The organism is Myxacorys almedinensis A (assembly GCF_010091945.1).
In the GTDB taxonomy this organism is placed as follows: Bacteria; Cyanobacteriota; Cyanobacteriia; order Leptolyngbyales; family Leptolyngbyaceae; genus Myxacorys; species Myxacorys almedinensis.
Window position 1 is genome coordinate 15,440 of sequence record NZ_WVIE01000031.1, and the last position, 12,066, is coordinate 27,505.

Consider the following 12,066-nt stretch of genomic DNA (forward strand, 5'->3'; position numbering starts at 1 on the left):
GAAAATGAGCAAACCACAAAGCCCGATCGAGATTGCGTTGATCGGGCTTTGTGGCTTGTTGGGGTTGCTCAAGCTGCTGATGCGAAAACCTCTTCTGGCGTGAGTCGCAATTCTGGGAAGGTGGGAGAAGTGATCGCGTCGTCCCCCCGAAACATGCCCACTTCGACGTAGACGCCTTGCCCCAACGCTAGAACTGTAACAACTTGCGCCTTTGGGTCAATAATCCAGTATTCAGAAATGCCGATATTGGCGTATTGAGCACGTTTACGTCCATAATCCCGTTCACTGGCAGCAGTTCCTGGACTCACCACCTCGACCACCAACTGAGGTGGGGGCATATCGAGTTTGATCGTGAGGCGCTTTTGAGTCAGTGCTAAGTGTTCTTCTCGCAGTACCACTAAGTCTGGATAGCGATTCTGAGCATCTTTCGGCTGAAGTGCGCGAACCTGGATTTCGCACTGATAGAGCTTGATCATTCGGAACGGCACGCCAGCTTGAACGAGGTTGAGGAACAGGAAGTGCGCGATCGCGGTATTTGGTTCTGCTTCAGGTGGCAATTCGATCAGTTCTCCATCAATCAATTCGTAGCGAACGTGGTCGGCGTGGTCGTTTGACCACTCGAAATACTCTTCAAAGGTTGCAAATCGGGGTTTGGCTTGGAGCATGGTGAACCTCCGGCTGATGTTTCCATTATTGCGGTTCGAGCGCGGTTGCTGCTATCAGTTACCGGTTGGCACTGCTTCTGCCTGCGCCGACTTCTGGTTATACACAGAGGCAATATCGGGGTCTTCGGCTTTTTGACAAAGCTGGTCGTAGACATTGGTGGTGATTTCGCTGGTGCTAGTAAGTTTGTTTCAGTTCATCAACCTGGCAATCTCGACTACCACATCAGGAAACGAGATTGGGCTAATCGTTCCATCCCCAAACTCAAACCTCCATCCATAATCGCCATCTGTCGGATCGCGAAACACGATCAGTGTCTTCGTCTTCAGGTTCACCACCCAATACTCTCGAATTCCTGCTGACGCATAAATCCTGCGTTTTGGCTCTAAGTCTATTGCAATCGTCGAGTACGAATATTCAATGATCCAAAAGATGTTTTCTGGGTAGGGGTGATGCTCTAGGTAAACCGCGTCTAGGGGCTGAACGATCGCGATATCTGGCTGTGGCTCTGAATCGTTAGGCAAGGTAATGGGATGCCCTTCTCGAACATCTGCCCGTTCGCCTAGCAGCCGTTGCAAATACTTTGATGAACGATTGCCGTAGTAAGCGTGGGGTGTTCCTTCGGGCGACATTTCAATGATTTCTCCGTTCAGTAGCTCGACGCGGCGATCGTTCAATATCCCCGCGTCGATCATCTGGTGATAGTCGTTCAGCGTCCATTTGGCAGTGGTGAGGGTCATAACTTGGCGGGAAAGCGCTTGACTTTATGGTATCGCTAGGTAGTGTTCGTTACCAGCCGCCTTTTACGTTGGCGGTGGTGTGTATCTTCCACAGGGTGAATAGCTGATCGTCTGGCAAGGTTCTGAGATCATCAACAAAAAACGCCGTCCAGAGGGCTAGAGATGTGCTCCACTCGATGCGGTGCTGCATGGTTGCCCACTGGATGAAGAGGAGCGATCGCAGCTTCCGAGCATCGTCTTCGGTCAAGTCGGTTTCCGGTTTTTTTAGGGTTTCTCTACAGAGCCGTGAGATTTCTTTCCATTGGAACGCCGTGAGTTTGAGGACTGCTTCTAATCGCGATCCTACGGAGCTTGGCAAAGCCAATCGCACAGATTCCACTTTTACCGTGGTGGTTGGCTCCACTTTTTTCATCTGCGCGGGTTTTGCGGCGGGTCGGAGTTCCTTCTTCTCTAGCCAGCCGTTCTGAGCGGCATAGGTTTTGGCTCTCGTGTCTCCCTTGCCGTGGAGGTATCGGAGGGTAAATTCGCGCTTGTCTTGGGTTTGGTCATCGAGATAGGCTGCCACGCCGAAGGACTCAGCCGCATTTTTCAGCGATTCGGCAACGGCGCGATCGACGGGATTCCCTCGGCTCATATCCTTGCCAGAAGTCGATAGCTCTCTCACTTTGACGGAGCCTGGAAGAGTACGACTAACCCCGCAAATGGTGAGGGTGCAGAGGATCGTGCAGTATTCGCCATCCTCTGAGTATTTGGGCATTGAGTAGCTGATTTCGTGATCGGGGCACACGTCGTTTAAGCGATCGCGCACGGATTGCCACGGAATGAAGAACCATTTGCCGCCGCCTTTCAATTCCCGCTCTTTATGAACTTCGGGCGGAAAGGGTTCTCGCAGTTGTCTGAGAACTTCTCGATAATCGGGATGCATGACTTTCAGGTGTTCTTTATTTGAGTACTTTCTGACTAAGAATTAACTCGTCGAGTTCAGATGCGATCGCGGGATCAGACTCTTGAATCGCTTTGCGGACTTTGCTCAGAAATTCTAGAGTGCCAATGCTCTGAATTTGCTTGCGAAGGGTTTGTACGGTTGGTTTGTCTATCATCTCACTCCAGTTGCGATCGCGGATTTGAGCATGGTTTTTGTAGGCTTTGAGCTTCTGCTCTAGTTGACGAGCGACTTTTTCTGAGGGGCAAACCTGGATCTTGACGATCTTCCAGGTGATTCCTTTGTCCTTGCAGGCTCTCAGAAGGGCGGCTCCTTGCCCTGCTTGGTGCTGTGCCGTGCGGCGCTTGAGGTCGGTGCAGCTTCCGAGGTAGTAGCGGGCGATATGGGTTTCTGGGGAGCCGAGAAACCCATCCAACCTGATCAGGTAGACAAAGGCTTTCATTTAGCGCTGCCCAGCGCCGATCGTGTTTTGAATTGCGCCTAGTGGCTGCTGCGGAACGAAGCGCACTCGCTGTTGGGGGGCGTAGTAGCAGCTTCCGCCGCTGACGTGCCGGGTCAGCACATAACCGGGCTTGACAGGGCAAACGGCGGGATTTGGTTGAGCTTTGACGTAATAGCAAGTGCCGTTAGCGATTCGATTGAGTTGCAGCCCTGGTTTGACGGGGCAGACTGCGAAGGTTTGCGCTTGGGAGGGAAGGGCAGATGCAGCAGCAGAGATGACGGACAGAGAAATGGCAGAAATTACAAATTGGCGTAGCATTTGAAAAGCTCCTTTTGGTTAGGGGTGAGGGCAACTGCGAAGATTGCGAGTCGGATGCAGTTGCCTGTTTGAGTTAGCAAGGCAGAATCTTGTTTAAGCGGGAGGTTTCGCCCGGAGTGAACTTGCATGTCCGGGCGTCCTCGTTAAGCGGATAGAGCGAGTTTTAAGGCTTGACGCTTGGACTCTAGGAATTGCTCGTAGAGCCAGAGTGCTGCATCTTCGTAGCTCAGATGTGTTTGATGGTCGTGATGAGGAGTGCGATCGAGGTAATTGATGATCCAGCCGCCGTGAGCCGCACTGAACTCGATTTGCCCTAGGAAGGATTTTTTGCCGTGCCGACGCTCGACGCGAAGGTCGTAGGTTCGAGGGTGCGATCGCTCGAAGAGGATGGCGATCGCGGTGTCGCCTGTTTCTGGGTAAATCCAGTTTTGGCGGGAGTTGGGTAGACGGGGTTCGAGGAGGGAATCTAAACGACCGGAGCCGCGCTCATCGCAGATAGATTGTGCAATCATAAGGAATCAGACCTTGGTTATAGGGTTTGCGAGAAGCGATCGCGGTTCCGTGGAAAGATGAGCGATCGCTTCTTTGTGTCTTCGCTTAGGGGCTGTAGACTGGCAGCCCGTGAAAATTATCTAGTGGCAGCGCGAGCCATTGCCCGGATGCGATCACGGTGATTGAGAACAGGTTGAACAATGCGAGCATCAATTCTTTCGGTGACGTGCAGTTGAACCGCCGCCTCGCCCATCTCTCGCCACATGCACCATTTGTCGTGCATCCGTGACACTTGGCGACGGTAGATCGTCATTAATGCCGACCTGACTTCTTCTTGGTTTTGCCAGAGGTCTATGGCGATGCAGGCGAGTGCGATCGCGACTAAGACGATGCTCCATACTGCTTTAAGCGTTTTGCGCAATCCTGTGTAGACGGCGTTTGCAGCAATTACGGCGTTATCGTAGGTCGCAACCTCACGAATGGACGCGATCGCGGCTTCTTTCACCTGTTCGACTGTGGCAGAGAGGATCGCTTTAGCAGCCTCTTCCCAGGTTTCGCGGCGGCGTAGGTCGCCTGTGGGGACGAGATTGTGGGCACGGACGAATTGCTTGATTTGAGCGATGGAAGCGGTAGCGAGGTTTGAGAGTTGCATTGGTTTAGTTCCTTAAAGACTGGGGAGAGCGGTGTGTAGTGGGTTGTTTGCTCTCGATGAATCAAGTGTTACCTATTAAGTAATGCTTGTTAAGTAATTCTTAAGAAGATAAGATTCAATTACGCTGAGACGACATACTTAAGAGGTAATACGTATGACACAATTTCTGGTGAGAATCACCTATACCAAAGACTTTCCGGGAATCGGAAAGCTGATACGAGAGCATCGACAAGCCTCGAAAAAGCAGCTAGCCCAGTTGGCAGCAGAGGCGGGGATCAGCGTTCCTCACTGGAATCGAATTGAAAACGAAAAGGTTGGAGAGTTGCCGCTAACAACGCTTCGAGGGATTGAAAAAGCCCTTAACGTTGATTTGGGGGTGCGGTTTGAAGAGATTGGCGAACTCTAAGCGCTTCTAAACCCGATGTCCTTGCGTTAGCAGAAGGAATAAACGTGAGCCGACCTGATTATCTGACTCGATTTCGATCCATGCGAGAAGAACCACTGGCAGACAAGCCGATCGCGGTTCTTCTGCCAAAGGATGTTGATGCCTATGTGCGATCGCTCCCCAATAAAGCCGAGTGGCTGAGAAGCGTCATTACCGAAGCCGCACAGAAGGATAGAACCCCTGATTTATAGGGCATTTTGATCTTGTCATTGTTAAGAATCAAAATGGTGGGGACTATTCCAAGTCAAGCGGGTCGCACTAGACCGAATGCGGCTCAGAAACGAATCATCGATCGATGGCTGCAACTCGATAAAAACTGCTCAGAAAGCAATCTTGAGGCGCATTTTGTTGTGCCGATGTTCGAGAGCTTAGGCATTAGGCATCCGCAACTCAGTACTCAAGGCAATATCGCTCTAGACGGGCAATCAAAACTGATCCCCGACGCACTAGTTTACCAAGACCGAAGCCAGCCGCCAGTTCTGATAATTGAAAACAAAAAACGCTGCTCGAATCTGGCGAATACCTCAGATGGAGAGTTTTTAACTGCTTGCAAATAGGAATGACTAGATTAAGGGCAACAATTGAGCTGTGCAATGGTTATGCTATTGATTACTTGTGGATTGTTGTTCATGATTCTCGACATAAATAACCACACGACATGATCTCAGATTTGAATGCTCACCGACAGCCTGCAATTAATTACCTCACTGACAACTCAAGAGGCATAACGTCTCAAATCAGCGGCGGCAGATAACCTTCAACTCATCACCAACGACTCGCAACCGTCCGCTGCATTTGAATGGTTAGCCTGCGTTCGATTCGCCGAGATTTACGCATATAACAACTGATTCGTAATCTCGTCAACTGCCAGCGCACTTACCAAAATTCCGATCCTTTGGGCGACCTCATAGGCATTTTTCTGAGGAACAACAATAATTCCACAGTGCTGTCTGTTGTCCTCCATATATTGGATATGTAATCGCTCAAAATCAACTCGATTATGAGTCAAGATGCACCTGCCCATAGAAGTTGCGAACTCAAGCTGTTCGCTATCGGTTCTGCCAAGTGTTGACTGCTCAGGAACGGTCTTCATATCTAGACCACGAGATCGCAGAAGTGTAGAAACCAATAAGTGTAGAAACCAATGCTGACATATCCTCATCCGTGTAAAGTGCTGCAAAAATGGTCACGGATTACCCAATACAGATCTCACAGACGGATGTACTAATTTATCAGGCACTTGGTTTGCCTCTATATACTCATTAATCTCTGCCTGATTATCGAGATAGAAACTCAGAGCATCGAACACTTGTGCTAGTGTCAGATGGGGTAGATGGTTTAGGATTTCCTCTGGCATGATACCTAACCGCCAGAAACCGACAATAGCGCGGACAGATGTACGCGTGCCCGTAATAACTGGCTCTCTACTCAAGATCTCAGAATTGCGAGTAACGTAGCGTGAGAGGGTTTCAGCAGGCATAAAATGAACCCCTTAAAAGAACCAGCCTATGCCCAGTCTACCAAAGATAGGATTATCTGATCGAACTGACCTTTAAGGTTAGTTAGCACAGTTGTAAGTTAACTTTTTTTTGCGCCAACCAACCTAAAAGGTCAGCAATTGCATTAGACAAAGAGGTCTTGCCCCGGAAAAAATTTGGCTGATGTCGTAATCGGACAAGTTGGATACTCTATCTTGATCATCTTTGAAGGTAGCACCTTGTCCAGTTTCACCAACTTTATAGATGTGAATATGATTTGAATCAGCCTGCCTGTCACTCAAACTTGATCGAGCCATAAGGATATATCGGAACAAGGGTTGTATTTGTGCTCAAGCTTGCCGATGACTCAGCAGGCTAACTCCCCTTAGAAGCACAGTATTCCGTTTGTTTTCATCTCAAACGGCAAAACTACTAGTTAGCTGGCTCCGCATCAAGCCCTTGCACTTATCCTTTGAGGCTGTCAGTGAATCCGAAAGCGCCCAGAAGTCCATCAGTGGTGATAGTTGTTTGAGTTTCTATGCTGTCTGAAGACACTCAGGGAGAGATCGATGAGATGGAGTTGGGGGGCGAGAGGTTGAGATGATCGAGGTTTGGAGCAAAGTTACAAGTTCCGAAACAATTTTTCGTCTCCAGTGAAATTTTTGTAAGATGGTGGTAAAGGTTTGAGGGATGAGATTTCGAGTTGAGGCTGAAATAGAATCCCATCGGTAAGTGGGCTATCGATAACAACCGAGCGTAGGTTGTCATATAAACCAGGATCTGGAGGCGCTGATGTCTGTAAAGGAACCTTTGGTTATTGGCAGTATTGATTGGCAGAAGTTCATGCCAAATTCGCCTATGCTAACCAGTTATCAAGCAGGTTGGAGTAGCATTCTGCTTGAGCATTACCGCTTACCGTTGATGGATTTGCCTGAAGTATCCAATCTTCAACATGTTGTCGTTATTCCATTGGGGCATCAGGCAGTTGATTTTGAATTTGTTGCTGAGGGGCGATCGCAGACCGTCTCGTATCGAGAAAAAGACTATACAAGTGGCTGTATTGAAATCTATCCTGCTGAATTACCGATTAGCTTCCATTCTCATCCGACTGTTAAAGCAATGGAAGCGATTAACTGCTATATAGAGCCGACCTTTGTGGCTCAGATTGCTCATGAGTCAGTCAACCCCGATCGCGTCGAATTGTTATTGACCCTGAAAAAAGCCGATTTACTGATCCATCAGCTTGGTCTAGCACTGAGGTCAAGTTTAGAAGCGGATGGAGCTAGGAGTCGTTTCTACGCCGATTCAATGGCAACGGCGCTATCTGCTCATTTGCTGCTCTATTACTCCACCCGCAAGCATCACTTTCGAGAACATGAGGATGGATTGCCGAAACAAAAACTCAGGCAAGCAATTGAGTATATCCAGGCGCATTTGGGTGAGAATTTATCTCTGAGTGATATTGCGACTGAACTTGGCATGAGCCAGTACTACTTCTGCCACCTATTCAAGCGATCGACAGGCATCTCACCCCATCAATTCTTAATTCATCAACGAGTCGAACAGGCAAAGCAGTTGCTAAGACAGCCAGAACGAACCATTACATCAGTAGCAATGGACTGTGGTTTTGCAAATCAGAGCCATTTTGCCAAGTGTTTTCGCCGATGCACTGGGATGAATCCGAATCAGTTTCGCAAGTCATAGCAAGATTTTGTTCTAACGTCGCAAGAAAATGGGCGACTGCCTTTGAGAAGTTTGCTACAGTGATGCCATCGATACATAGGCTAAGTAGCGATCGCTGCGTCACCACACTTCACTACAACTAGCAACAACGTTAGCTGATTGCAAAGGGTAACTGTTTGCAGCTTAATGCGACATGATGCGTTGTTAAGCGATTTTTAAGACTAGAGGAAAAATTCAATGCTTAAACATCTAGTGCTTACTATCATCGGGATCGTGATGGCTTCCGCGATCGTATCGATGAAAACCGGAATGTTAGTCCCAATTTTCTAAAATTCTTTCTTTGTAAAAGGAGAACTTTAAATCATGGTTAGTCAAAAAACGATCGAAATTGTCAAAGCAACTGCACCAGTTATTAAAGAGAAAGGTGAAGAAATTACTAAGCGGATGTATCAAATTGCTTTTGAAGAGCGACCTGACTATAAACGCGGCTTTGAAACGACCTGGATGCAGCATCTAGATGGCGGTGGGCAAGCACACAAGTTAGCTGCGGCTGTTTATACCTATGCAACTCATATCGATCGCCTAGATGAGTTGGCTACAGCAGTAGACCACATTGCCCATCGTCATGTAGAAACTCGCATCCTCCCTGAGCAATACCCACTCATTGGCGAGAAGCTTTTGCAGGCGATGAAAGATGTTTTGCAAGATGCTGCGACTGATGAAGTGATCGCGGCGTGGGCTGAAGCCTACGATGCTTTAGCAAACATCTTTATTCAAAAAGAGAAGGCGTTCTATCAACAAGAAGATCAAGAACTTACTGAACGATTGACGAGAGCTTAAAAACTCTGAGGCAACTTCGTTTCTTTGACTAAAGACTCTTTTGGGCAATCAGGAGAAAGACAAATGCAGACTAGGACAGAAAGTTTTGCTCATGCTGCTCATGTAGATGAGGTGCGTAAAGCAGGACGATTAGTGGTTGCGTTGCGAAGCAGTTCCCCCTCCGGGGTAAACGTTGGACATACAATACTCCTCATTCATGAGAATGACAAAATTTATGCTGTAGACAATCGCTGCCCCCACATGGGGTTTCCTCTCCATCGCGGAACGGTGAAAGATTGTATTCTTACCTGTGATTGGCACTACGCTCGCTTCGATTTGATGAGTGGTGGAACGTTTGATTCTTGGGCGGATGATCTCCCCGCTTTCCCTGTGGAGATTCGCGAGAATGAGGTCTGGATTGATCTTGCTGCTCATGCCGATCCATTAGCTCATCACCGCCAGCGTCTTCAAGATGGCTTAGAACAAGGAATTCCTTTAATCATCAGCAAATCTGTTATTGCCCTGCTGAAGCAAGAGAAATATACTACTGAAGCCTTTCGGATGGGATTAGACTTTGGGGTGTCTTACCGACAGAGCGGTTGGGACACTGGCTTGACGATCCATACTTGCATGATGAACCTATTGCCCTATCTAGATGCGATCGATAAACCGCGTGCGCTCTATCACGGTTTAGCCGCAGTCGCCAGAGATACCAGCAATCAACCCCCTCGGTTCCCTATCCAACCTTTACCCGGTTCCAACAATCCTGAAAAGATTCCTGTTCTGCAACACTGGTTTCGCCAGTTTGTTGAAGTCAGAGATGCCGAAGGTGCAGAACGCTGTCTAGCCTCCGCGATCGCGGCAGGGGCATCTCAAACCCAACTGGCTCAGATGCTATTCACGGTCGTGACTGATCATCGCTATATCGATGTCGGGCATCCTCTGGACTTTACTAATAAAGCGTTAGAAGCCTTAGATGCCACCGCTTGGCAGAATGCAGAACTTGTCTTAACCAGTTTGGTTTCTGGCTACACGAGCGCCACTCGGATGGAAGAATCCAGGTCTTGGCGTTCTCCGGTCGATCTGGCGGCAATTTTGCAACAGGCGTTTGCAGAACTGCCCGCCGCTTTAGCAGAGGGAAAAAATCAACAGGGGAGTTGGGGCGATCGCGATTCACTCCTGCCCATCTTGCTGGGGGATAATGCTCAGGCGATCGCGGATTCCCTGCTAACAGCCCTGCGGCAAGGATGCTCTGAGGTAGACCTGGCTGGAATTGTGACCCATGCAACTGCCTTGCGGATTGCTCAATTTAGCACGAACAATGATTTCAACGATTGGGACAGTGCCCATCACACCTTCACCTTTGCCAATGCGGTTCATCAGGGCATGAAACGAGTTGCATCGGCGGAGTTGTTGAGAGGCGTGTTTGATGCGGCAATGAGTGTCTATCTTGATCGCTTCCTCAATGTCCCTGCTGCTCGCCTTCCCAACCCCGATCAAACGGTGGAAGATCCAGCAGAGTTGTTACACGAATTGCCAGAGTTACTCGATCGACAGCAACAAGTGAATCGAGTTGGGGAATTAGTCGGCAGCTATCTTTACAGCGGTGGCAAACCAGAACTGCTCTTAGCCTTGTTAGGCAAATTGTTGTTACGCGAAGACCGTCAATTTCATGTGATCCAGGAGATTGAAGCGGCGTTTCGGCAATACTCCCGATTGGGCAACACTCCGGCGGGGATTCACGTTTTGGTTGCCGCGTCACGGTATCTAGCAGCGCATACCCCCACGATGCGATCGCAAGAGCAAACCTACCAAATGGCTTACAGACTCCATCGGGGCGATCGTTTGTTTGAGGATGTTGATTGAACCTGAATCGTAAATTTTGAAACTATTGCCCAAGTGCGATCGCTCCAGCATCTTCGCTTTCAGCCATGAGTCTCACTGATGGACAAGCGTTGGTCAAAACATATTGCAGCAATCCATCTGGAGGGATTTGGAGGTAATCGGGGGGACAAGCCAGCTAACAAGTCGTTGGAGCGGCGATTTGAAGATTTTCTGCCTCGTTTCCGTGTTATCTGCCGCCGCTCAACCTCACCGCTATGCCACTGTTACGCAATTTCCTGAAGCGCTTTCCAAACTGACTTAGGAAATGCGGCATAAAGCAGCCGAACAGAATCGTCGCGTGATGGGTCATCAAGATACCCCAAATTACGGTATTTTCGCTATCAACCAGACCCAAGGTTTGGAGACATTTTTGGTAGCCTAAAGATGCAAGGGGGCTGGGCACTCTAACATAAGAGTGGACAACCTGATAAACCGACTAAATTCTGCGAGGGGATGAGCGAGTGGCTGCAACCAACTTTAAAGATTACTATTCCCTACTGGGCGTGAGCAAAACTGCCAGTGCCGACGAGATCAAAAAGGCATTCCGTAAACTGGCGCGGCAATATCACCCAGACGTAAACCCAGGGGATAAAGTCGCAGAAGCTCGTTTTAAAGAAATCAACGAAGCCAACGAAGTCTTGTCTGATCCGGACAAACGCAAAAAATACGATCAGTATGGGCAATATTGGCGGCAAGCCGAACAAGCTGGCGCAGGACGCACCCCAGGCGGACGATCGCCCTTTAACACTGGAGGTAGCGCCGGATTTGATGAATTTGAATTTGGTCGCTATGGTAGCTTCGAGGATTTCATCAACGATTTGCTCGGCAAACAAGCTGGCACCAGCGGCTATGGACGCACCGCCGATCCGTTTGGGGGCTTCCGCCCTCCGAGTGGTGCAGACGATTTTAGAAACCCCCGTGCCGATTGGCAGCGCCAAACAGCGCAAGAACGGGCTTCTGGGGCAAGTCTCGACACCGAAGCCTCGATCAAGCTGGCGTTCTCTGAGGCGTTTAATGGCGTCGAAAAACGGTTGAAAATCGGTAGTAACGAAATTACGGTTCGCATCCCCCCAGGAACTAAAGCAGGCAGCCGAATTCGGGTTCGGGGTAAAGGACGCCCCAGCCCCCATTACACGAGTCAAGTTGGCGATCTCTATCTCACCGTCGAGTTGATTCCTCATGCCTTCTTCCAGTTTGAGGGGGATAACCTGGTGTGCGAAGTGCCGATCGCGCCCGATGAAGCAGTCTTGGGCGCACAGATCGACGTGCCAACGCCCGATGGCAGCGTCACGGTGAATGTACCTGCCGGGATTCGCTCAGGACAATCACTCCGGTTGCGGGGCAAAGGCTGGCGCAACCTTAAAGGCGATCGCAGCGATCAGATGGTCAAAATTACGATCGCCCCGCCTAAAGATCTCTCGGAGATCGAGCGAGAAGCCTACGAAAAGATTCGCGCCAATCGCAGCTTTGATCCGCGCAGCCATCTCAAATCGGTAAGGCTCTAAAG

Annotated in this window: 16 protein-coding genes; 7 read left to right on the forward strand and 9 right to left on the reverse strand. The window is 49.3% G+C overall.

The genetic code is table 11. The features are described from left to right. Positions 1-68: 68 nt before the first annotated feature. The 7 genes from GS601_RS19670 to GS601_RS19700 form a co-directional block, all read right to left on the reverse strand. The gene (locus tag GS601_RS19670) at positions 69-665 is read right to left on the reverse strand and encodes a Uma2 family endonuclease (RefSeq protein ID WP_162424996.1); all 597 of its coding nucleotides are present in this window, start codon (positions 663-665) and stop codon (positions 69-71) included. A gap of 189 nt (positions 666-854) precedes the next feature. Continuing rightward, complete coding sequence (locus GS601_RS19675; protein ID WP_162424997.1) at positions 855-1,403, reverse strand: Uma2 family endonuclease; 549 nt, start codon at positions 1,401-1,403, stop codon at positions 855-857. A 49-nt stretch (positions 1,404-1,452) separates the two neighbouring features. Next, on the reverse strand, positions 1,453-2,328 hold the full coding sequence (locus GS601_RS19680; protein ID WP_162424998.1) for a Rad52/Rad22 family DNA repair protein: 876 nt from the start codon (positions 2,326-2,328) through the stop codon (positions 1,453-1,455). A gap of 16 nt (positions 2,329-2,344) precedes the next feature. Further along, positions 2,345-2,788: a GIY-YIG nuclease family protein gene (locus tag GS601_RS19685; RefSeq protein WP_162424999.1), complete on the reverse strand. Its 444-nt coding sequence runs from the start codon at positions 2,786-2,788 to the stop codon at positions 2,345-2,347. Then, complete coding sequence (locus GS601_RS19690; RefSeq protein ID WP_162425000.1) at positions 2,789-3,106, reverse strand: hypothetical protein; 318 nt, start codon at positions 3,104-3,106, stop codon at positions 2,789-2,791. It lies immediately after the preceding gene. A gap of 143 nt (positions 3,107-3,249) precedes the next feature. Next, positions 3,250-3,618 carry a hypothetical protein gene (locus GS601_RS19695; RefSeq protein WP_162425001.1) on the reverse strand — a complete coding sequence of 123 codons (369 nt, stop codon included), beginning with the start codon at positions 3,616-3,618 and terminating at the stop codon, positions 3,250-3,252. A gap of 116 nt (positions 3,619-3,734) precedes the next feature. Then, positions 3,735-4,250, reverse strand: coding sequence for a hypothetical protein (locus tag GS601_RS19700; RefSeq protein WP_162425002.1), 516 nt, complete (start codon positions 4,248-4,250; stop codon positions 3,735-3,737). A 154-nt stretch (positions 4,251-4,404) separates the two neighbouring features. Here GS601_RS19700 and GS601_RS19705 point away from each other — a divergent pair, with 154 nt between their 5' ends. From GS601_RS19705 to GS601_RS19715, 3 genes are read left to right on the forward strand one after another with little or no spacing between them, the layout of a single operon-like run. Continuing rightward, a complete protein-coding gene (locus GS601_RS19705; protein ID WP_162425003.1) occupies positions 4,405-4,656 on the forward strand; it encodes a helix-turn-helix domain-containing protein in 252 nt (83 codons plus the stop codon). Between the two features lie 44 nt (positions 4,657-4,700). Then, complete coding sequence (locus GS601_RS19710) at positions 4,701-4,886, forward strand: hypothetical protein (protein WP_162425004.1); 186 nt, start codon at positions 4,701-4,703, stop codon at positions 4,884-4,886. Between the two features lie 33 nt (positions 4,887-4,919). Further along, positions 4,920-5,252, forward strand: coding sequence for a hypothetical protein (locus tag GS601_RS19715; protein ID WP_162425005.1), 333 nt, complete (start codon positions 4,920-4,922; stop codon positions 5,250-5,252). A gap of 272 nt (positions 5,253-5,524) precedes the next feature. Here the strand turns inward: GS601_RS19715 and GS601_RS19720 are convergent, their stop codons facing one another. Then, a complete protein-coding gene (locus tag GS601_RS19720) occupies positions 5,525-5,857 on the reverse strand; it encodes a DUF5615 family PIN-like protein (RefSeq protein ID WP_338017088.1) in 333 nt (110 codons plus the stop codon). A 24-nt stretch (positions 5,858-5,881) separates the two neighbouring features. Further along, positions 5,882-6,175 (reverse strand): DUF433 domain-containing protein, encoded by a 294-nt coding sequence (locus GS601_RS19725; RefSeq protein ID WP_162425006.1) that lies wholly within the window; start codon positions 6,173-6,175, stop codon positions 5,882-5,884. 841 nt (positions 6,176-7,016) lie between these two features. Between GS601_RS19725 and GS601_RS19735 the strand changes: the two genes are divergently transcribed. The 4 genes from GS601_RS19735 to GS601_RS19750 all read left to right on the forward strand — a co-directional run bounded on the left by GS601_RS19735 (position 7,017) and on the right by GS601_RS19750 (position 12,064). Next, positions 7,017-7,877 carry an AraC family transcriptional regulator gene (locus GS601_RS19735; protein ID WP_238393395.1) on the forward strand — a complete coding sequence of 287 codons (861 nt, stop codon included), beginning with the start codon at positions 7,017-7,019 and terminating at the stop codon, positions 7,875-7,877. Positions 7,878-8,219: 342 nt separating this feature from the next. Next, complete coding sequence (locus GS601_RS19740) at positions 8,220-8,696, forward strand: globin domain-containing protein (protein WP_162425008.1); 477 nt, start codon at positions 8,220-8,222, stop codon at positions 8,694-8,696. A 63-nt stretch (positions 8,697-8,759) separates the two neighbouring features. Beyond that, on the forward strand, positions 8,760-10,541 hold the full coding sequence (locus GS601_RS19745; protein ID WP_162425009.1) for a Rieske (2Fe-2S) protein: 1,782 nt from the start codon (positions 8,760-8,762) through the stop codon (positions 10,539-10,541). 479 nt (positions 10,542-11,020) lie between these two features. Continuing rightward, positions 11,021-12,064, forward strand: coding sequence for a DnaJ C-terminal domain-containing protein (locus GS601_RS19750; RefSeq protein ID WP_162425010.1), 1,044 nt, complete (start codon positions 11,021-11,023; stop codon positions 12,062-12,064). Positions 12,065-12,066 lie beyond the last annotated feature (2 nt).

Bases quoted from the DNA above. Each gene is read 5' to 3' on its own strand.
- GS601_RS19735 (WP_238393395.1), top strand. From the start codon at position 7,017: ATGCCAAATTCGCCTATGCTAACCAGTTATCAAGCAGGTTGGAGTAGC.
- GS601_RS19720 (WP_338017088.1), bottom strand. From the start codon at position 5,857: ATGAGGATATGTCAGCATTGGTTTCTACACTTATTGGTTTCTACACTT.
- GS601_RS19675 (WP_162424997.1), bottom strand. From the start codon at position 1,403: ATGACCCTCACCACTGCCAAATGGACGCTGAACGACTATCACCAGATG.
- GS601_RS19690 (WP_162425000.1), bottom strand. From the start codon at position 3,106: ATGCTACGCCAATTTGTAATTTCTGCCATTTCTCTGTCCGTCATCTCT.
- GS601_RS19745 (WP_162425009.1), top strand. From the start codon at position 8,760: ATGCAGACTAGGACAGAAAGTTTTGCTCATGCTGCTCATGTAGATGAG.
- GS601_RS19695 (WP_162425001.1), bottom strand. From the start codon at position 3,618: ATGATTGCACAATCTATCTGCGATGAGCGCGGCTCCGGTCGTTTAGAT.
- GS601_RS19705 (WP_162425003.1), top strand. From the start codon at position 4,405: ATGACACAATTTCTGGTGAGAATCACCTATACCAAAGACTTTCCGGGA.
- GS601_RS19680 (WP_162424998.1), bottom strand. From the start codon at position 2,328: ATGCATCCCGATTATCGAGAAGTTCTCAGACAACTGCGAGAACCCTTT.
- GS601_RS19700 (WP_162425002.1), bottom strand. From the start codon at position 4,250: ATGCAACTCTCAAACCTCGCTACCGCTTCCATCGCTCAAATCAAGCAA.
- GS601_RS19685 (WP_162424999.1), bottom strand. From the start codon at position 2,788: ATGAAAGCCTTTGTCTACCTGATCAGGTTGGATGGGTTTCTCGGCTCC.
- GS601_RS19740 (WP_162425008.1), top strand. From the start codon at position 8,220: ATGGTTAGTCAAAAAACGATCGAAATTGTCAAAGCAACTGCACCAGTT.
- GS601_RS19715 (WP_162425005.1), top strand. From the start codon at position 4,920: ATGGTGGGGACTATTCCAAGTCAAGCGGGTCGCACTAGACCGAATGCG.
- GS601_RS19725 (WP_162425006.1), bottom strand. From the start codon at position 6,175: ATGCCTGCTGAAACCCTCTCACGCTACGTTACTCGCAATTCTGAGATC.
- GS601_RS19670 (WP_162424996.1), bottom strand. From the start codon at position 665: ATGCTCCAAGCCAAACCCCGATTTGCAACCTTTGAAGAGTATTTCGAG.